This window comes from Alcaligenes sp. DN25 (assembly GCF_023674485.1).
GTDB classification, from domain to species: Bacteria; Pseudomonadota; Gammaproteobacteria; order Burkholderiales; family Burkholderiaceae_B; genus Alcaligenes; species Alcaligenes phenolicus.
Map to the genome: position 1 here is coordinate 2,532,072 of NZ_CP098408.1, position 19,999 is coordinate 2,552,070.

Consider the following 19,999-nt stretch of genomic DNA (forward strand, 5'->3'; position numbering starts at 1 on the left):
GGCTCAAGCCTGACGAGCGACAAGCTCCGTAGTAACTTCCAACCCCGATATGATGAAAATCATGTCGGGGTTTTTTCTTGCTTAGGGTCTCTGGAGCCGCCTGTCTGGTCTGCTGCTGCACGAACCCACGGCCTTGCTGACTCAAGAACAATCAGGCGTGAAACCTGGAAAGCAGTAGGCCTGGACTCCTGCGAATCGCAGAAGTCCTGTCACACTTAACCCTGCCTGGAAGGCAAACATAGTTTGATGGATTGCAGTTCAGGTTGCGGTTGCGGTTGCGGTTGCGGTTGCGGTTGCGGTTGCGGTTGCGGTTGCGGTTGCGGTTGCGCAGCTTGAGCCTGGGTTTGCCCGATTTCAAGCTCAATACAGCGACTACTCAAAGACAAGAGGCGTATGGACCTATCTCGCTCACGCCCTATCGGCCAAAGCTGTCCTTGCTGAAACAAGAGCAGACGCTGCTCATGCTGCACTTCGGCTAGCAACTGGGTGTCTTTTCCATAGATCGCTTTCAGCTTCAATCCAGGGGTGGGCTTACTGGAGTTGCTCTTGGCCACATCAGGCTGACTCGCCCCCTCTTGCTCCTGTGGTGTCCTCAAGCAGGACGACATGTTCTGCCTCGCCTGTTCGGCTTCCAGCAACAGCATCTCCCTTACTATCGTCGCCATGGTTTCCATCGCCCATGCCGGTGCACTAAACATCAGCGTCAGACCAAACAGAATGCTCAAAAGGGGTCTGCATGTAATCGGCCAGATCCTGATCAGCCAGATCCCGCTGCGCAGATTCATAAACATAGCCTTCCAGCTCCACGATAAAAGCGCTGCCCAGCAGCGAGGGGTAAGACCGCGAATTCAATGACAAGCTCATACGCTCCCAGTGCAGTTCAGGAAGCTGGGCCGCCAGTAAGTACACCGAGCGCAGAGGCGATTGGCTGAGCCAGGAACGGCGCCACACGCCTGCCCTTGTTTGCTCATTTTCGGCGGAGGATTCAACCCACTGAGCGGGGCTCAATGACAAGCGCATAAAAGCAGGCTGCAGGGCCGCCAGCTTGGCATGCAAACCTGGAGATGCCGCAGTTGGCATTCGCGTATGATCTTTCGTTTCCAAGAGCTGAGGAATCCATGTCTGATACCCGCGCCGGATACTCAAAGCCCCCTGCCCCAAGCCGGTGAACTCCAGCACATTCGGCTCACGAATCTGGCTATTCATGGCCGCACTAAAACTTTGCACATCCTCAAACCCGTAATGTGCCCTGCACTCCCACAGGCCGGCCTGACGGCGACAATCCACCTGCTGCAATTGCCAGTCTGCCCCCTGAGCAGGAAGCTCCTCAATCAAGCCCAACACAGATTGAATACTCGTCAAACCATGCTCTTCCTGTGATGGACTTTGCTCCCAATCAGACGCCATGGCAGCCAAGCGAGCCCGAAGATCAAGGGAGAACACGCTTCCAAGCGTAGCCAACACCAGCAAAGAAAGAACCGCCAGACGAAGCGGGATCTTTTCACACCCACCAACATGCCTGACAGGCTGGCGCAGCATACGGCCCTGCGGTCTTCTGCCCTGTTCCAGACAGACCCATAAATCAGCAGGTTGCCGCAGTTCACGTATAGAGGGATAACGCGCCTGCATGGCCCGCCGCAAGGTCTGCACTTGCCCGATCTGAGCCAGGAGGCAATCGCTACCTTCCATCACCTGACCATGTTCAAGCACCAGAAACCACAAACGGCCAGGAGCCACCGTCCATAAAAGAAAAACTGCGTCCTGAGGGTGGTGGGCAGCCATACAGGCAGCCGCAGAATAAGCCTGAACTCGCGTTAGTCTGGCTCTTGAAGGCCCATTCTGGGCCAAGCGCAAGACAGATTGGGTCCTCCGGCTGTTCAGCCAACAACTTGGAACCCAAGCCATTGCCTGCCCTGCTGTTCGTCCTGCTGTTCGTCCTGCTGTTTGCCCTGCTCTTTGTCCTGCTACATCCTCATCAGTCTTTTCCTGTACTTGTTGTAGTTCTTCTATTTGCCTTTCCGTTTGCTTACGTGCCTGTTCTCTCAGCCCCCCTTTCACTCCCATCAAGCAAGTCCAATACGATCTCTTCATTCGACGATTTTGAGTCCGCCGCATACCGTCCCTGGCATCCACCCACTGCAACCCAAACCAGTACTCCCGCTCAGGCAAGACAGAACTCATTTCACACCTCGACCAATTAAGCCCCCTGTCCCTGACCCGTCTACTTGTCGCAATCCAGACTGCTGCCCCAAAGCCAGAGAACTCTCATCGCGATACAACTCAATACGGCCTGCCTGATAACGCCACTTCAGGCCATATACCGCTGCAATCTGATCCAACAAGGCTGACAAACGTAGTTGTTCAAAAATCAGACCTCCCTGCCGAGTCGATTCCGGCCCCTCCTGCCCAGCGGTTCGTGGCGGGAAATGCGTTAAAGGCAAACGAGCCTGCGGGCTAATGAAAACGCTCAGATCAGACAATAAAGACAAACGACGCGCCAGCTCATCCAGATCGGGCAAAGGCGCTTCCAAAGAAAAACTGAAGGTTTGTCTGGAGCGCAATGCCGCTGGCAAGGCAGCCTGTTTTCGTAAAGGCACGGCCGCCCCCAGCAACCAGGGCTTGTCGACAGACTGTGCATGTGCCACGGAGGATGGACTATTGCCATCCAACACCACGGCATCATCCAGCCATGCCTGAGCCTGAGCCTGATCAACATGCTGCCCTGCTGTTTGCAAGCTGCAAGCCGCTATCAGCGGCAAAAGCAAGAGACAGAGATAATTCATGACTGTCCCTCGGGCGAAGCACTGGGATCACAGGCTTGCGGCCAAGCCAGAATCCTGAGCACCTGATTTGAGTAAAAACAGGCCTGCAAAGGATGAGCATTCAGTTGGGCAGCCGCCAACAACTGAGCCACAGCAGTCTCAAAGTCCCCCTCAAAGCGAGCCGCCGCCTTGATAGGGAAATCAACCTCCAAAGTCCAATGCTCAGGTGCAAAAACCCATTGCGCTTGCTTAGCCCATCGGACTAATGCCTGCCTCAAGGTTCTATCCTTGATTCGCAGTTCAAAAACAGGCTCTGCAATGGACTGTGCATCCACACCAGGAGCTGAGACTGGCAGCAACTCTGAACGGGCTTGAAAGGCTTGTGTCTGCAACACATTCCCAGGGGCAGACTCGCCCTCCTTCACTTGAGCCGCCATCCAATCTGGCGCGGGCTTTCCAGAAAACAGACTACTTTGCTCGGAAGAGCGGATATCGGAACGACTTAGGGGGAAATGGCTTGGCGAAGAATCACTACGCTGGGAGAGACTGGCTCGGGCTTGCTGCTGATCCTTCTGTTGACTACGGTCCTGTGGCAAGGCATCCGATGCCTCTACGTCAAATAATGCAGCAACTTCTGCATGGGCACTCTTGCGCCCTAAACTAGCCTGCGCCTGTGCTCGTCCGGCCCGAAATATCAACTCCGTCCACAGGCCTTCAATCACTTGAAACTGCCCCAAGGGCTTCAAAGACAGCAGCGTTTCCTGTCCATTCCTGCGCCCCAACACCGCCGGCAGCATCTGCTCCGGTGCAAAATGCAGCCAGATACGCCTGCCATTATCAAACACCTGCATAGGGCCGACTTGAGGGTCGCCAGACAAGCGCCAATCGAAGTTAAAGACGCGTGTTCCCGGATCAGCCAACAGGCCATCAGGCCCCTGACTGGTCTGACAGGCAGACAACCCCAGGCCACACATCAGCAAGACGCAGAAACGGACAAGAAAACGCATTGCGAGCACCCAAAGAAAAAACCCCATGTCCCGTCAAGGGCATGGGGTTTATCTTCAAGGATGCTCGCTCAAGCCGCTAGATCGGCTTGTACGCACAGATAAATCAGCGTCCTTTCTGAGCCACCAGTCGGTTGGCTTCCGTGGCGGCGGTACGCAAGGCCGTCATGGCAGGTTGCTGACCGTCCAGCGCGCTTTCCAGGCTCTGGTTGAACACGGCGCGAATCTGGCGGTAGTTACGGAAGTTGCCCTTGGCTGTACCCGATGTACCGCTGCTGTAGGCGCCCACCAGGTGCATCCAGTCGCCCTTGTCCTTGTAGTAGTCGCTACCCGTCGCGTTAAAGGCTTCACGGCTTACAGGCAAAAAGCCTGTTTTCTGATACCAGCGAGCGGCATTCTCTGGCTGGGCCAACCAGCTGATGAAGCGGGCCGAGGCCTGGTTCTGTTCAGCGTTATGGCCTTTCACCGCCCACAGCGCCGAGCCGGTCACAAAAGGCTTGCCGGGGGTTTGGGTGACTTCAGGGTAGTAAGGCAGACCAGTCACAGCGTACTTCAGGCCGCGCGTGTCGCTGTACTCACCGATATGGCCGGAGTTGGAGAACATGACTGCACATTCACCCTTGGCAAAACGCTGGGGCGACTCGGGCAAGGTGCCGGGTTTGACCATCAGCTCGGATTTCACCCAGCTGATCATCATGGACAAGTGACGGATATACATCACGTCAAAATCAAAGCCCACTTTGCCTTTAACCTTGGGGCCGGGTGCCAGACCGTAAATCTGGTTATTAACCGCTGCCAGGTTTTCCAGGTTGATGGAGACAGACTGGTCGGAGGTCAAAGGACAACGGCGCGAGCCTTTATTGGCCAGATCAACCAGTTGAGCTTGCAAGTCCAGCCAGACGCGGCTGGGCACGGGAGGCTCGATCTTGGCTTTATCAAACGCTTCCAGGTTGTAGTACATGACCGGAATTTCGGCCATGTAGGGGAAGCCTTGCAATTGGCCACGGCCATTGCGCACAAAGGAATTCGAGGCCAGGAACCAGGACACATTGTCCATTTTTTCCCGAGCCAGCAAGGTGTGCATGGGCATGATGTAGGGGCGATCGGCGACCTCGTCCAGGCCGGACATCTCGCCTAACTGCACCAGATTGGGCAAATCCTTGCCCGCTTGCATGACCTGCTCCAAAGAGGCCTCTGTGTCATGCGCCTTGACCGACACCTTGACGTCGCTCTGGCTACGATTGAAATCCCGAACCAAGCGTTCGAACTCGTCCTGATTGTGCGAGTTCAAAGCGGTCCAGACCTGAATATCAACGGCTGCCAGGGCGGTCGACCCGAACAGCAAAGCGGCTGAGCCACCCGCTGCCATCGCCAAAGCCATAACACCACGTTTCAACAGTAATCCGCGTAGATTTTTCATACATCCTTCAAGATAAAAAAGGAAATTCAGGTTCGGGTTTGTGCCCCATGACCAGGTCCGCCAAGGCTCGGCCAGAGCCTATGCCCATGGTCCACCCCAAGGTGCCATGCCCGGTATTCAGGTACAGGTTGGGAATGGAGGATCGGCCTATCAGTGGGACATTTGATGCTGTGGCAGGACGCAGTCCTGACCAGAAATGAACATTATCAAAATCCAATGCGCTTGGGAACAGATCAGCCACATGCGTTAACAAAGCCTGACAGCGGGCGGGGTTCAAGCTACGCGTATAGCCCGACAATTCGGCCGTTCCAGCAACCCGCAGGCTATCGCCCAGGCGGGAAAAAACCAGTTTGTGATCTTTATCTGTCAGGCTGACAGTAGGCGCGCCCTCGGGGACCAGCACCGGGAAGGTGGCCGAATAGCCTTTGGCCGGATAAACGGGGCAGGAAATTCCCAGCGGCTGCAGGACGGTAGGGCTGAAACTGCCCATGGCCACCACGAAGGCGTCTGCCTGTATGGAGTCGTACGCACCATCCGCGCCTATAACCTCGACCCCCACCACTCGGCCCTTGGCCGTCAGCAAACGGGTGATTTGAGTAGAAAAGCGAAACTCCACTCCGGCTCGCCTGGCCATGGCCGCCAAACCGCAGGTGAATTGATTGGCATCGCCCGACTCATCGTCTTTGGTGTAGTCGCCACCCACGATCTGGCCGCGCGCTGATGCCAGGGCAGGCTCCAGCTGCACCAGTTCGTCCACGCTCATGATGCGGCGGTCCACTCCCATATCTCGCATGACGTCGGCCATTTGCTGGGAGTCGTCCAGGCTTTGGGCATCCCGGTAAAACGTAATGATGCCTTTTTCCTGATGGCGATAATCAAAATCCAGGCTGGGACGCAATTGCTTGAGCGTGCTGCGGCTGTATTCCGCCATGGCCACCAGCGCGCGCACATTGGGCGCAACCCGCCCCGGCAGGCACTCTCGCAAGAAAGACAGGCACCAGCGCCACTGGCGCAGGTCCAGACGCGGACGGAACAACAAGGGAGCATCGTCCTGCAACAACCATTTCAGCAGTTTGAGCGGCATTTTCGGGTTGGCCCAGGGCTCGGCATACGAGACCGAGATTTGCCCGCCATTGGCACGCGAGGTTTCCTGCGCGGGACCGGTTCCCCGATCCACGACCACCACCTCACAACCTTGCTGGCTGAGCCACCAGGCAGTTGATACCCCAATAATGCCGCTGCCCAGAACTGCTACTTTCATGTGTACTGTCCGCTTGTTGAGCTATTGATCAAGACGCTTACTTGACGTCTGCCAGCGACGTAAAGGCATCTGCAAAATAATTGTCCGGATTCAGTTGAGCCTGCTCCACAAAGTCCTTGCGGGCTGCTTCAACCATACCCGGCGCGCCACAGGCGTACACCTGCCAGGCCGACAAATCCGGCAAATCAGCCAGTACCGCCTGATGCACAAAGCCCGTACGACCTGTCCAGCCATCTTCAGGCTGAGCGTCGGAAATCACCGGAATGAAACGCAAGTTAGGCAGTTCACTGGCCCATTTCTCGGCCAGTTCGGACTGGTACAGATCCTTGGGTCGACGCCCGCCCCAGTACAGGGCGACTTCGCGCTGGCTGCCGGTTTGAATCAGGCGCTCGATCAAGGCCTTGATCGGAGCAAAACCTGTACCGCTGGCCAGGAAAACCATAGGAGCCGCGCTATCTTCGCGCAGGAAGAAAGAACCCAAAGGTGCTTCCACGCGCAGAATCTCGCGCTCTTTCATGGCCGTAGCACCGGCACCGAACACGTGGTCGGTAAACACACCACCGGGCATGTGACGGATATGCAATTCCACCTGATTGTCTTCCCGTGGTGGCGTCGCCATGGAATAGCTACGACGGCTGCCGTCTTTCAGGATGAATTCCAAATATTGGCCGGGGTAGTATCGGAATGGCTCGGACGATGGCATTTGCAGACGCACCACCATCACATCATCACGTACTTTTTCCAGACCCACCACGCGCGACGGCATTTTACGAATCTGGATATCAGTCGCCATGCGAATTTCGTGCGATTCGATCAACATGTCGCTGCTGGGCTTGGCCTGACAAAACAGGGTGTAGCCTGCAGCGCGATCCTCTTCGCTCAGCAATTGCTCGGGCGCACGGCCTGCATCGTATTCACCTTCAATAACCTTGCCACGGCAAGACGAACAGGTGCCATTGCGGCAGCTATAGGGCAAGACAATGCCTGCATTCAGCGCGCCATCCAGCACAGACTGTCCGGGCTGTACGTCAAAACTGTGCCCGCTGGGCTGAACCGTGACTTTGAAACTCATATCCAACACTCAAAAAAGAAATCGATCAGGCGGAGGGCCAGCCTCCGGCGGCTATATAAATTCAGGACTCTTCAGGCCGATGCAGCACAGGGTCGTTCAATTTGAGCGACAGGGCCTTGCCCTTGCCTGCCCGCTTGCCCAGATAATTGGCCAGCATGTCCAGATCCATCACAATGGTCGACAGACGCTTGCGGTTCACTCCGCTGACGGCCAGACCCGCCTCACCAAAGGCAACCCATTGACTGAGCGTATCGCCCTCGTTCAGTTTGATCAGCACCGTGCCACGCCCCCCTTTGGACAGCACTTTCAACTCCTTGATGTCCACCACCAGGAAACGTCCCTGCTCGCTGAGCAGGCCCACGTACTGATCATCCGGGCGCAAGGCCAAGGGCTTGAGCAGCTTTTTGCCATCCTCGACGGTGACAAACTGCTTGCCCGCTTTCTGCCGTGTATTCATGTCGCCCTGAGAAGCCACAAAACCGTAACCGTCGCAGGCAGCCAGCAAGTAGTTCTGATCCAAAGGCGCCCCCAGAATATGCTCAATGGGCGCACTGGGGCTGACTTCAATCATGGAGGTAATGGGCTGACCATCGCCACGCGCTGAAGGCAAACTGGAGACCGGAACAGTATAGACCCGGCCATCGGTGCCGATGGCGACCAGGTCCGTGGTACTGCGACACTCCAGCGCATCGCGCAAGCCATCGCCAGTCTTGAAGCTGAATTGCGAGGCGTCATGGCCATGGCCCTGGCGTGAACGCAGCCAGCCTTTGCGCGACACAATCACGGTAACCGGCTCGTCAACCACCTTGGTTTCCAGCACAGCGCGCTCGGCCGCTTCAATCAGGGTACGACGGTCATCACCATAGGTTTTAACGTCTGCTTCAATCTCACGAATCATCAGACGCTTCAAGGCTTTGGGATCATCCAGCAGCTTTTGCAAAGACTCCTGCTCGTCCAGACGCTCTTTCAGCTCTTTCTCGATCTTGAAGCCTTCCAGACGCGCCAACTGACGCAAGCGCATTTCCAGAATATCGTCGGCCTGACGCTCGCTCAGATCAAAGCGCTCCATCAGGGCGGCACGCGGCTCGTCGGATTCACGAATAGTTTGGATGACTTCATCCACATTCAGGTACACCACCATGCGCCCTTGCAGCACATGAATACGGTCGGTGACCTTATCCAGACGGTAGCGAGTACGACGCTCCATCGTGTGACGGCGGAATTCCAGCCAGTTCAGCAAGACCTGGCGCAAGGAACGCTGACCGGGACGGCCATCCGTATCAATACATACCAGGTTGATGGAGACGTTGCGCTCCAGACTGGTCTGCGCCAGCAAGGTGGTCACAAACTCGTCCCGATCAATCGCGCGGGATTTGGGTTCAAAGACCAGGCGCACCGCAGCCTGCTTACCCGACTCGTCACGCACGGCATCAAGCATGTTCAGCATCAAGGCTTTGGTTTGCTGTTGCTCGGTGCTCAGCGATTTCTTGCCAGCCTTGACCTTGGGGTTGGTGCGCTCTTCAATCTCTTCCAGAATCTGCTGGGAGGAGCTGCCGGGCGGCAATTCTGTGACGACCAATTGCCATTGGCCACGGGCCATTTCCTCGAATACCCAACGGGCACGAGCCTTGATGGAACCACGGCCTTGGGCGTACACCGCCGCAATATCGTCAGCAGCGGAAATGATCTGACCACCACCGGCAAAGTCCGGGCCGGGGACGATCTCATGGATTTCCTGATCGCTCAAATTCGGGTTGCGCAACAGGCTGACGCAAGCCTGGGCCACTTCGCGCAGGTTGTGCGAAGGAATCTCGGTCGCCATCCCGACGGCAATCCCCGATGCGCCGTTAAGCAGCATGATGGGCAGGCGTGCAGGCAAAGTCACCGGCTCTTTCTGGCTGCCATCGTAGTTGGGGATGAAGTCCACTGTGCCTTCGTCCAGCTCGTCCAGCAGCAGACGCGAGAACGGTGTCAAACGTGCTTCCGTGTAACGCATGGCGGCGGCATTGTCGCCGTCGCGCGAGCCAAAGTTGCCCTGCCCGTCTACCAGCGGATAACGCAGCACAAAATCCTGCGCCATACGCACCATGGCGTCATAGGCCGCCTGGTCACCGTGCGGGTGATATTTACCCAGCACATCCCCCACCACACGGGCCGATTTCACGGGCTTGGCCGTCGGGCCCAGACCCATGGCATCCATCGCGTACAAAATGCGGCGTTGTACCGGCTTCTGGCCATCGGTCAGATCGGGCAAGGCACGTCCACGTACCACTGAAACGGCGTAATCCAGATAAGCCTGTTCCGCGTAAGTCGCCAGCGTGATGCTATCGTCCGATCCCGCCGGTTCAAAATCCAATTGATTGCTATCCATAAATAACTCTTAAGTCGGGCTCAGACGTCCAGATCGGCCAAATTGCCTTTTTCTTCCAACCAGGCTCGGCGGGCCGAGGCCTCACCCTTGCCCATCAGCATGGTGAACATGGCTTGTGTATCGCTCAGGCCATCCTCGCCCCAATGCACAGGCAGCAAGCGGCGGGTGTCCGGATTCATGGTGGTATCCCACAACTGCTCCGCACTCATTTCACCCAGACCTTTAAAGCGGCTGATGCTCCAGGACTCGTTACGTATACCTTCGTTGCGCAGCTTTTCCAGTGTCGCGTCCAACTCGCCCTGATCCAGACAGTAGATCTTGCGGGCTGGGCGTTTGCCGGCGGCAGGCACGTCTACGCGGAACAAGGGGGGACGCGCCACATACACGTGGCCCGCCTCGATCAGTTTGGGGAAGTGACGGAAGAACAGCGTCAACAACAGCACCTGAATGTGCGAGCCGTCCACGTCCGCATCAGACAGGATACAGATACGGCCATAACGCAAACCGGACAGATCCGGCTCGGACTGGGCGTCGTGCGGGTCCACGCCGATCGCCACGGAAATATCGTGAATTTCCTGGTTAGCGAACAAGCGGTCCTTATCGACCTCCCAAGCGTTCAGAACCTTGCCGCGCAGGGGCAAGATAGCCTGAAATTCCTTGTCACGGCCCATCTTGGCCGAACCGCCAGCCGAGTCACCCTCGACCAGAAACAGTTCCGAACTTTCCAGATCGTGCGACTCGCAATCCGTCAGCTTGCCGGGCAACACGGCCACGCCCGAGCTCTTGCGTTTCTCCACTTTCTGCGCCGAACGGGTACGGGCCTGAGCCTGACGCACCGCCACTTCAGCCAATTTGCGACCCTGATCCACATTGGCATGCAGATGCAGTTCCAGCGCATTGCGCACATAGCCACTGACCAGACGCACGGCGTCACGGCTATTGAGCTTTTCCTTGATCTGCCCTTGAAACTGCGGGTCCAGCACTTTGGCCGAGAGCACAAAGCTGGCACGGGCAAAGACGTCCTCGGCCTGCAGCTTGACGCCTTTGGGAATCAGGCTATGCAGTTCGGCAAAACTGCGCACGGCTTGATACAAGCCATCGCGCAAGCCCGATTCGTGTGTTCCCCCCGCTGGGGTTGGGATCAGATTGACATAGGACTCACGCACAATATTGGAGTCCAGCGCCCAGGCCACCACCCAATGCGCACCTTCGCCGGCGGAGAAATTATCGTCATCTTGCGGGGCGTACTGGCGGCCCTCAAACAGGGGAACCAGCAGCTCCACCCCTTCCATTTCCTCCTGCAGGTAACCGCGCAAACCGTCCTCATAGCGCCACTGCTGGCGCTGACCGGTTTTTTGCTGCACCAGTTCCACCGTCACGCCTTCCAGCAGGACGGCCTTGCTATGCAGGATATGGGTCAGTTGGGCCAGAGGAATCTGGGCGGAGTCAAAATATTTGGCATCGGGCCAGACCCGCACACGGGTACCCGTCTTGCGCTTGGCCACCGTGCCCGTTTGGGTCAGGGGCTGTTCCAGCTCGCCGTCGGCAAACACAATCTCGTTGGCTTGTCCGTCACGCCAGACCAGCACTTCCAGGCGACGAGACAAGGCGTTGGTCACCGACACACCCACCCCGTGCAAACCGCCGGAAAAGGCGTAGGCACCACCATTGAGCTTGTCAAACTTGCCCCCGGCATGCAGTCGCGTGAACACCAGTTCAACCACCGGCGCATTTTCTTCAGGGTGCAAGCCAACAGGAATACCGCGCCCGTCATCCTCAACCTGTATGCCGCCGTCCTCCAGCAAGGTGACAGTCAGTGTGCGGGCAAAACCAGCCAGGGCTTCGTCGGCCGCGTTATCGATGACCTCCTGCACAATATGCAGGGGATTATCCGTGCGGGTATACATGGCCGGGCGCTGACGGACCGGTTCCAGCCCTTTGAGCACCCGTATAGAAGATTCGTCGTAACGTGTAGTAGACAACTTGATTCCCGGTAGATCGTACAGAAAAACGCTATTTTACGAGTGGTTAGGCGCCAGTGGGGAAACGCTTTATTGGCGCGCGTTGCGCAGCGAATGCACATTATCAACCAGACGCAATGGTATCCTGTCAAAAATTGGCAACAAGACCGTCGCAATTGGCCGTAGAATACATTGTGCTCAGGTCACGCCACACGTATAGTTTTTCGTTATTCTCACTTTTTTTGTATCTAGCCATGAGCGACTCCATTAAACACATCACGGACGCCTCCTTTGAGTCTGACGTCCTTAACGCCGACCTTCCCGTTCTGGTCGATTACTGGGCTGCCTGGTGCGGTCCTTGTAAAATGATTGCCCCTTTGCTTGATGAGGCAGCCGAACTGTACCAAGGTCGTGTTATCATCGCTAAGCTCAACGTCGATGAAAATCCCGACACCCCAGCTCAATATGGTGTTCGCGGTATTCCAACGCTCATGCTGTTTAAAGACGGCAAAGTGGCCGAAACTAAAGTCGGTGCACTTTCCAAGTCCCAACTTAGCGCGTTTCTCGACAGCTCCCTGTAATCTCTGATTAACCGCACGCAGGCCCTTCGCTGGCCTGCGGTCTGCTGCTGAAAGCCCTTCCCCACTCCCATGCACCTGAACGAATTAAAAGCTCTGCACGTCTCGCAGCTGCTAGAAATGGCTGCCACTCTGGAAATCGACAACGCGAACCGCTTGCGCAAGCAAGAGCTGATGTTCGCCATCATGAAAAAGCACGCCAAAAAGGGCGAGCAGATTTTCGGCGACGGGGTGCTTGAAGTCCTGCCTGATGGTTTTGGCTTTCTGCGTTCGCCAGAAACCTCTTACCTGGCCAGCACAGACGATATCTATATCTCCCCTTCGCAGATACGTCGTTTCAATCTGCACACGGGTGACTCCATTGAAGGTGAAGTGCGCACCCCTAAAGACGGCGAGCGCTACTTTGCCCTGGTAAAAGTTGATAAGGTTAACGGCATGCAACCCGAGGCCATCAAACATCGCATCATGTTTGAGAACCTGACGCCGCTGCACCCGGACCAGCCCATGCGCCTGGAGCGCGACATCAAAAGCGAAGAGAACATCACAGGCCGTATCCTGGATATCTTCTCGCCTATCGGTAAAGGCCAGCGCGCCCTGATCGTGGCCAGCCCCAAATCCGGTAAAACCGTGATGATGCAGCACATGGCTCACGCCATCACGACCAATTACCCCGAGGCCATCATGATCGTCCTGCTAGTGGACGAGCGCCCCGAGGAAGTAACCGAAATGCAGCGCACCGTGCGCGGCGAAGTGGTGGCCTCCACCTTTGACGAACCCGCCACACGTCACGTGCAAGTGGCCGAGATGGTCATTGAAAAGGCCAAACGCCTGGTTGAATTGAAAAAAGACGTGGTGATCCTGCTGGACTCCATTACCCGTCTGGCACGCGCCTACAACACCGTGGTCCCTGCTTCGGGCAAGGTTTTGACCGGTGGTGTGGACGCCAACGCCCTGCAGCGCCCCAAACGCTTTTTTGGCGCTGCCCGTAATCTGGAAGAAGGTGGCTCCTTGACCATCATCGGTACTGCCCTGATTGAAACCGGCAGCCGCATGGACGAAGTCATCTATGAAGAATTTAAAGGTACCGGCAACTCCGAAATCCATCTGGAGCGCCGTCTGGCCGAGAAACGTATTTACCCAGCCATCAACCTGAACAAATCAGGCACACGTCGTGAAGAGTTGCTGATCAAGCCCGACCTTCTACAAAAGGTCTGGGTTCTGCGCAAGTTCATCCATGGGATGGATGAAATTGAAGCCATGGAGTTTATCCTGGACAAAATCCGGGCCACAAAGACCAACTCCGAATTCTTCGACATGATGAAGAAGTAAATCGAACATCCTGCGCAAGCCTCTCTATACGAGAGGCTTGCTTGCGATGGGCGTATGATCGGGTGCATTCCCGTGCATCCATTCTTTCAATCTGCTGAGTTCTACTCGAAATCTCAGTATTGCAAACAGAGTTCGCTTGCAATGAAATCTATCTCTCTAGAACAGTTCCTAGCCAGAGTGCAGTCCCGCGACCCCAACCAGCCTGAATTCATGCAGGCCGTTCGGGAAGTCATGACCAGCTTGTGGCCCTTCATCGAGAAAAACCCCCAGTACGCCGATCATGGTCTGCTCGAGCGTCTGGTCGAACCCGAACGTGCTATCCAGTTTCGTATTTCCTGGGTAGATGATCGTGGCCAGGTTCAGGTCAATCGCGGCTTCCGTATTCAACACAGCAATGCCATCGGTCCTTTCAAGGGCGGCATGCGTTTTCACCCCTCGGTGAACCTGTCCATTTTGAAGTTTCTGGCATTTGAACAGACCTTCAAGAATGCCTTGACCACTCTGCCCATGGGCGGCGGCAAAGGCGGCTCGGACTTTGATCCCAAAGGCAAGTCGGATGGCGAAGTGATGCGCTTTTGCCAGGCCCTGATCGTTGAGCTGTACCGTCACTTGGGCCCCGATACCGACGTTCCTGCTGGTGATATCGGCGTGGGCGCGCGTGAAGTGGGCTTTATGGCCGGCATGATGAAAAAACTCTCCAACAGCGCAGCCAGTGTGTTCACCGGCAAGGATTTGTGCTTTGGCGGCAGTTTGATTCGTCCTGAGGCCACGGGTTATGGCACCGTATATTTCGTACAGGAAATGTTGGCACGTAAAGGGCTGTCCTTGGACGGCATGACAGTGTCCGTTTCCGGCTCGGGCAATGTGGCTCAGTACGCCATTGAAAAATGCCTGGATCTGGGTGCCAAAGTCGTTACCGTTTCCGACTCGCAAGGTTGCGTGGTGGACATGGACGGCTTTACACGTGAAAAACTGGCTTCCCTGATGCACGTTAAAAATGTACAGCGTGGCAGTCTGGTCGATTACGCCCAGCAACATCACCTGCTGTACGAACAAGGCAAACGTCCTTGGCATATCCCTGTGGATGTCGCCCTGCCTTGCGCCACCCAGAACGAACTGGACGGCAAGGATGCTGAAATCCTGATCAAGAACGGTGTACGTTGCGTTGCCGAAGGTGCCAATATGCCCAGCACGCTGGATGCAGTCGATGCCTTTATCCACGCCAAGATCCTGTATGCCCCAGGCAAAGCCAGCAATGCGGGCGGTGTTGCCGTATCCGGTCTGGAAATGAGCCAAAACGCCCAGCGCTTGAGCTGGACACGCGAACAAGTTGACGCAAAGCTGCACTCCATCATGCGTGACATCCACGAAAATTGTGTGAACTATGGTCAAGAAAGCAACTTCATCAACTACGTTAACGGCGCCAATATTGCCGGCTTTGTCAAAGTCGCCAATGCCATGCGTCATCAAGGCGTTTATTAAGTTTTGCGCCTTGCTCAGTAGTCAAAAAAACCGCCCACAAGGCGGTTTTTTTTATGCTGCAAATCCCAAGCTTCAATACAGGCATCCAAGCACACTTTCTTAACGTGCCCCTCGCCTTCACCACACCAGCTACGGCGAAGCTTTTTGATCCACAGCCGCTGCAATTGCCTTGCCAATCGTTGCGATGGCCGCATTGCGCTCTTCCATGGAGGCCTTTGTTTCCGTGATGTAGACGGCAGCCACCAGCGGCGCACGCTCAGGGGGCCACATCACCGCCACAACACCGCGAGTGCCGTAAGCCGCTGCCCCGGTCCGGTCTGCCACGGTCCAGCTCTCAGGAACACCGGCCCGCAGCAAAGGCCCACCCACTTCGTTATGCGTCATCCAGTCAATCAGCCGATCTCGGTCTGGGGCTTTCAGCGCATCGCCCAGCACCAGACTCTGCAAGGTATGCACCATGGCTTGCGGGCTAGTGGTGTCACGCGGGTCACCTGGCCTGGCCTCATTCAAGCTGGGTTCGTTGCGATCCAGGCGTGTCACCATGTCGCCTACACTGCGTAGAAAGGACGTGATCGCTTCGGGCCCGCCCAGCATCTCCAGAACCCCATTGGCCGCAGTATTGTCGCTGTTGCGCATCGTGATCGCACACAATTGCGACGCTGGCACATACTGCCCTATCAGGTTTTCTGTCGTCGGTGCGTAAGATTGAATGGCCTCTTCCTTGACCAGCCAGGCGGTCTTCATGGCACCCGGCCCTCGGGCCAACAACGCCGCGCAGATCAAGGCCTTGCTGGTACTGGCCATAGGGAAGCGTTCATCGGCACGGTATTGCCACAACTGCCCATCTGTCGTATCCAGTACAGCCAGTCCGACACGGGCCTGCAAGGATTGTTCGACCGCTTGTGCGGCCTGAGCCACAGGATGCGTTTGCGCTCCAAGCGCATGGAAAGGCAGGCTCGCCACGAGCAAGGTCGCTGCCAGTTGTTTCAGTCTCTGTGCGCTCATCGGCCTATCCTTTGCATAAGGGTTAAAACACGGAAAAGCCTGGCTGCGACCCTGACAACAAGCGAGGCGAATCGTTTGGGTGAGGCGCTTGCCATCAAGGCTCGATCCGAGGCTGTTTCTCTTGTTTCGCGCTACCAACAGCAGGGACCGCCAACTCTTTGAGCTGGGGATCATCCATCTTGCCTGTTACCGCATACGTGACAGACAGGTGACTGCTCATCGGAATCTGCATCAGCCACTGTGTCAGCAAGGCCCCAACTCCCACCATCGGGTTGACAGTAAAGTACGCTGCAATCGCCGCACCGCTCATATCCAGATTCGGGTCTACCACCGCAATCAAATCCAGCGTCTCATCCCGGATATCAATCCAGCCTTTCAGGCTGATCGCCCCTGCCGGCCCCTTGATCTGATAATTATCCAGCTCCAGCTTGCCCTGCGACAGATTCATGCGCCCGGTCAGGCTATCGAACGCAAAGCCTTGTTTCACCGCCCCAAACAAATCCAGATCCAGACGGCTCAAGCGCGAGATGGACTGCAAGCTAAGCAGCTCCAGCAGTTTGGCCGAGCGCGACTTCAGGCTGATAAAGCGCCCTTTGCGCAAATCCACATTGAACTGGCCACGGATGTTGCGCTTGTCAAAAGACCAGGGGAAGTCGCTCCAGAACAAGGCCGCCTGTACCGTGCCGTCACCATCCTTGATGGACTCGGTCAGCAAGCCACTGACATCCACAAACTGTCCCAAATTGCTTACCCGGCTGTTTGCCACCAACTCCAGGCCACGCTGCGACCCACTCAATGCCAAAGAGCCGTAACCATTCAGCTGCATACCCTGGGCATTCAGAGAAATGTTTTCCAACGTCCACTTTTGTCCCTTTCCAGCGGGCTTGCCCTTGGCTTCCAGCTTGCCAAAGCGAACACCCTGAATCTGCAAATCATCCACCTTGAACGAGATCGCGGGCAAACGCAGGTCGTCATTCATGGGCAAGTCGGCGTCGGGCCAAGCCCAATCAGGCCTGCCACTGTCAATGTACAGATGGGAGAAGTTGGCATTGAACATGCCGGTGTAGCGGCCATCTTGATGCTGCGCCTGCAAACGCCCTTCGGCCTGCTTGGCCTTCATGCTTAGAAACAGTCTGCCAGCGGCATCTTCCGTGCTTTCCATTTCCAGCTGGTCCAGCAGTTGCCCTCTGAAAAACGCCTGATCCGCTTTCAGACGCACCCGCTCCAGCAAAGGCAGCAAGGGGCGGGCCGAAGGGGGCAAAGGACTGCCATCCAGATTCTGGCCAAACTCCCCCACCACCATTTCCCAGGCATCCAGGTCCATACGGTCATAGCGACTATGTAATTCAAAACCGCGTTGGGGCCAGTTCACCAATCCCGGTGTTCCCATGCTGCCACTTTGAAAGTAGCTGCCATCACGGGAACCTTGAGCATGCAGCAGGTTCAGCAAAAAGCTCTGTCTGTCCTCCAGGCTGATTTGCAGCCGATCCATCTTGGCGGCGGAATCGCTACTCCAATCCGCCTTCAGTTTGGCCGCACGCTCGGCAGGCTTGTGGAAAGGTTCAGGCAAATTCAGTGCCAAACCTGTCAGGTTCGACTCGGCCCCAAACGAAAAAGATCCCTTGGCGTCCAGCTTCATCAACACGCTATAAGGTGTCTGACCCTGCAAACGCTGCAAGCCCTTCAATTCCAGGTATTGCTCCAGACCTTTGGCTGTCAGCACACCATTCAGGCGTAAACCGGGTTTGCCGGGCTCCAGCACACCACTGATCCGGGTATCACCGCCCAGCATCTTGCCCGTCAAGGTTTGGGCACTGACGCCTTTTTCACTAAAGGTCAGCTCGCCTTTCAACGCTGTAAACGAAGGGGCTTCAGGCATGTACTGAAACTCGCCATTGTTCATCTGGATTTGGCCCTGTACCTGGGCATCATCAGCATTATCCAAAGGAATCTGCAACTTGACCGGTACGGTCCAATCCCCTTTGACACGGCTGTCGGCCAGCAAGCCATCTAGCAAGGCATTCAAGGGGGATTGATGCACCAGGGCCAGATAACTGGTCGCCGGTGCCTGGGACAGACCTTCCAGCTTCAGAAAGCTGTTTTGCTCCAAGGAGGTAATGTGAGTCTGAATATCGCGCAGCACGATATCCTGCTGCTTGGCAATCGGCATGCGCGCCTGCTGAGCCACAATATCCAGATTGTCGTTATGCATGCGTATGCTGCCCTGCACGCCTTCCAGACGCGGCCAGGCCAACCGCTTGGGACGGGCGGGCTGGTAATCCACAATTCCCTGATCCAAAGCCCCCGCCACTTCAAAGCTGCCATCCTCCGGACTCAAGCCATACGGGAAGGTATCCAGGCCGCCTTGCAGACGGATTGTCCCGTCTCGTACCGCCCCCTGCACCAGTCCGGCCTGCATCCATTCACGCGCCAGAGGATTGACCGTCAAAGGCAGGTAATTCACCAAAGCCGCCAGATTCAGGTGCTTGAACTGCCCCTGCCAGTCAGCCACACCGGCCTCGAACGTGGCATCCTCGCGCCAGCTACCTGTTAACTGTGCATCCAGATCAGGATTACGCAAAGCCAGATTCATTTTGCTGACGCTCAGTCTGGCCTGCTCATCCCGGTGGACGGTGCCTTGAGCATTGAGCTGATCCACAGCCAAATACTGGGCAAACAAATCCGGCACACGCAGACCAAAACTGTTCATCGACAAGGCCCACTGCACATCGCCACTTTGCTTGCCTTGGGCCAGCGCCTGCATATCATTCAGCCCCCCCGCCAGTTCCAGATTGGCTTGCTGCAGTTGCAGGCGATCATCGCTATCGGTAAGCACGGCCACATCACGCAACTGGGCGGCAAGCTGCATCTGTACGGTCTGGGCCGCTTTAGGCTGAGTGGCTTGAGCGCGCACATCGACCCAGCCCTTGTCCAGGGCCACAGGCACATCCAGCCACGGGCGCAGCGCAGGAGCATCCACCCCTTTAGCCTGAACCGTCAGTTCCCAGGGCAGGTCCATCACATCCACACTCTCGGGCAGACGACGCTTGCCCTGCACACGCAAGGCCAAAGCCAGGGACTCGCCCAAATTGGCGGGCAAGGCTGTCGCCAGATTGACCTCGTGCCAGCCCTGCCTGTAACCGATCTGCAATTCAATCGACGGCAGACTCAAGACAGGCGCGCCACGCAGATCATCCTGCCATTGCAAGGACGTACCTTGAATGCGAATGCCGCGCTGCTCCAGCAACCAGCGAACCGGTCCTTGCCAGGCTTCGGGTTCGGACGGGGCATTGTCATCATTCAGATCCAGCACCTGCCCCATTACCAGAATCTGACCCTGGGGGTCGCGCCGCACCGGGATCGTCAAACCTTGCACATCCAGCTGGCGCAATTGCAGCGAGCCGCTGAACAAGGACTTCCAGCTGATATCGGCTTGCAGTTTGGGCAGCTGCAACATGGGCTCCTGCCCAGGTTCTGCCAGCGACAGGTTTGTCACGGAAAGATGGGGATTCCAGCCCTGCCAGTCGCCTTTTAATTCTTGGATCTGGACTTGCAGGCCGGTTTGCTCACTGATTTTCTGCACCAGATAGGGACGCAGATTATCCAGTTGCGGCACGAGCAAGTAACGTAGCCCGACAAGGCCTAGCATCAGCGCAAAATAGAGCACTAGCGCCAGTCGCACAAGCCCTCGAACTACCATGCAATCAATTCCCGAGTATAGTTAGATGCGGTCATTTCCGGCCTAGTCAGACAA

14 protein-coding genes are annotated in these 19,999 nt (G+C 56.5%); 3 read left to right on the forward strand and 11 right to left on the reverse strand.

Translation table 11 applies throughout. From position 1 onward, the window contains the following. Positions 1–215: 215 nt before the first annotated feature. The 9 genes from NBV64_RS11835 to NBV64_RS11875 all read right to left on the reverse strand — a co-directional run bounded on the left by NBV64_RS11835 (position 216) and on the right by NBV64_RS11875 (position 11,872). Complete coding sequence (locus NBV64_RS11835; protein WP_250755854.1) at positions 216–725, reverse strand: hypothetical protein; 510 nt, start codon at positions 723–725, stop codon at positions 216–218. Beyond that, on the reverse strand, positions 691–1,782 hold the full coding sequence (locus NBV64_RS11840) for a hypothetical protein (RefSeq protein ID WP_250755855.1): 1,092 nt from the start codon (positions 1,780–1,782) through the stop codon (positions 691–693). The genes NBV64_RS11835 and NBV64_RS11840 overlap by 35 nt, the downstream gene beginning before the upstream one ends. A 395-nt stretch (positions 1,783–2,177) precedes the next feature. Further along, entirely contained in the window at positions 2,178–2,783 is a 606-nt protein-coding gene (locus NBV64_RS11845; protein ID WP_250755856.1) for a hypothetical protein, read from the reverse strand. Further along, on the reverse strand, positions 2,780–3,769 hold the full coding sequence (locus tag NBV64_RS11850; RefSeq protein ID WP_250755857.1) for a TcpQ domain-containing protein: 990 nt from the start codon (positions 3,767–3,769) through the stop codon (positions 2,780–2,782). The genes NBV64_RS11845 and NBV64_RS11850 overlap by 4 nt, the downstream gene beginning before the upstream one ends. Positions 3,770–3,872: 103 nt before the next feature. Beyond that, positions 3,873–5,186: an extracellular solute-binding protein gene (locus tag NBV64_RS11855; protein WP_250755858.1), complete on the reverse strand. Its 1,314-nt coding sequence runs from the start codon at positions 5,184–5,186 to the stop codon at positions 3,873–3,875. 7 nt (positions 5,187–5,193) lie between these two features. Further along, positions 5,194–6,447: a D-amino acid dehydrogenase gene (locus tag NBV64_RS11860; protein WP_021446472.1), complete on the reverse strand. Its 1,254-nt coding sequence runs from the start codon at positions 6,445–6,447 to the stop codon at positions 5,194–5,196. A gap of 37 nt (positions 6,448–6,484) precedes the next feature. Next, a complete protein-coding gene (locus NBV64_RS11865; protein WP_009455928.1) occupies positions 6,485–7,519 on the reverse strand; it encodes a CDP-6-deoxy-delta-3,4-glucoseen reductase in 1,035 nt (344 codons plus the stop codon). 61 nt (positions 7,520–7,580) lie between these two features. After that, positions 7,581–9,890 (reverse strand): DNA topoisomerase IV subunit A, encoded by a 2,310-nt coding sequence (gene parC / locus NBV64_RS11870; protein WP_009455929.1) that lies wholly within the window; start codon positions 9,888–9,890, stop codon positions 7,581–7,583. A 20-nt stretch (positions 9,891–9,910) separates the two neighbouring features. Next, positions 9,911–11,872 (reverse strand): DNA topoisomerase IV subunit B, encoded by a 1,962-nt coding sequence (locus tag NBV64_RS11875; protein ID WP_035272235.1) that lies wholly within the window; start codon positions 11,870–11,872, stop codon positions 9,911–9,913. Positions 11,873–12,105: 233 nt separating this feature from the next. Between NBV64_RS11875 and trxA the strand changes: the two genes are divergently transcribed. The 3 genes from trxA to gdhA all read left to right on the forward strand — a co-directional run bounded on the left by trxA (position 12,106) and on the right by gdhA (position 15,240). Further along, the gene (gene trxA, locus NBV64_RS11880; RefSeq protein WP_009455930.1) at positions 12,106–12,432 is read left to right on the forward strand and encodes a thioredoxin TrxA; all 327 of its coding nucleotides are present in this window, start codon (positions 12,106–12,108) and stop codon (positions 12,430–12,432) included. Between the two features lie 69 nt (positions 12,433–12,501). Then, entirely contained in the window at positions 12,502–13,758 is a 1,257-nt protein-coding gene (gene rho, locus NBV64_RS11885) for a transcription termination factor Rho (RefSeq protein ID WP_009455931.1), read from the forward strand. Positions 13,759–13,899: 141 nt separating this feature from the next. Continuing rightward, a complete protein-coding gene (gdhA, locus tag NBV64_RS11890; protein ID WP_009455932.1) occupies positions 13,900–15,240 on the forward strand; it encodes an NADP-specific glutamate dehydrogenase in 1,341 nt (446 codons plus the stop codon). Between the two features lie 129 nt (positions 15,241–15,369). On the opposite strand, the gene bla is transcribed toward gdhA, so the two are convergent. Both bla and NBV64_RS11900 read right to left on the reverse strand, forming a co-directional pair. Continuing rightward, positions 15,370–16,245 (reverse strand): class A beta-lactamase, encoded by an 876-nt coding sequence (bla, locus tag NBV64_RS11895; RefSeq protein ID WP_009455933.1) that lies wholly within the window; start codon positions 16,243–16,245, stop codon positions 15,370–15,372. A gap of 94 nt (positions 16,246–16,339) precedes the next feature. Beyond that, complete coding sequence (locus tag NBV64_RS11900) at positions 16,340–19,927, reverse strand: YhdP family protein (protein ID WP_250755859.1); 3,588 nt, start codon at positions 19,925–19,927, stop codon at positions 16,340–16,342. Positions 19,928–19,999 lie beyond the last annotated feature (72 nt).

Bases quoted from the DNA above. Each gene is read 5' to 3' on its own strand.
- bla (WP_009455933.1), bottom strand. From the start codon at position 16,245: ATGAGCGCACAGAGACTGAAACAACTGGCAGCGACCTTGCTCGTGGCG.
- NBV64_RS11850 (WP_250755857.1), bottom strand. From the start codon at position 3,769: ATGCGTTTTCTTGTCCGTTTCTGCGTCTTGCTGATGTGTGGCCTGGGG.
- NBV64_RS11840 (WP_250755855.1), bottom strand. From the start codon at position 1,782: ATGGCTGCCCACCACCCTCAGGACGCAGTTTTTCTTTTATGGACGGTG.
- trxA (WP_009455930.1), top strand. From the start codon at position 12,106: ATGAGCGACTCCATTAAACACATCACGGACGCCTCCTTTGAGTCTGAC.
- NBV64_RS11860 (WP_021446472.1), bottom strand. From the start codon at position 6,447: ATGAAAGTAGCAGTTCTGGGCAGCGGCATTATTGGGGTATCAACTGCC.
- gdhA (WP_009455932.1), top strand. From the start codon at position 13,900: ATGAAATCTATCTCTCTAGAACAGTTCCTAGCCAGAGTGCAGTCCCGC.
- rho (WP_009455931.1), top strand. From the start codon at position 12,502: ATGCACCTGAACGAATTAAAAGCTCTGCACGTCTCGCAGCTGCTAGAA.
- parC (WP_009455929.1), bottom strand. From the start codon at position 9,890: ATGGATAGCAATCAATTGGATTTTGAACCGGCGGGATCGGACGATAGC.
- NBV64_RS11865 (WP_009455928.1), bottom strand. From the start codon at position 7,519: ATGAGTTTCAAAGTCACGGTTCAGCCCAGCGGGCACAGTTTTGACGTA.
- NBV64_RS11855 (WP_250755858.1), bottom strand. From the start codon at position 5,186: ATGAAAAATCTACGCGGATTACTGTTGAAACGTGGTGTTATGGCTTTG.
- NBV64_RS11845 (WP_250755856.1), bottom strand. From the start codon at position 2,783: ATGAATTATCTCTGTCTCTTGCTTTTGCCGCTGATAGCGGCTTGCAGC.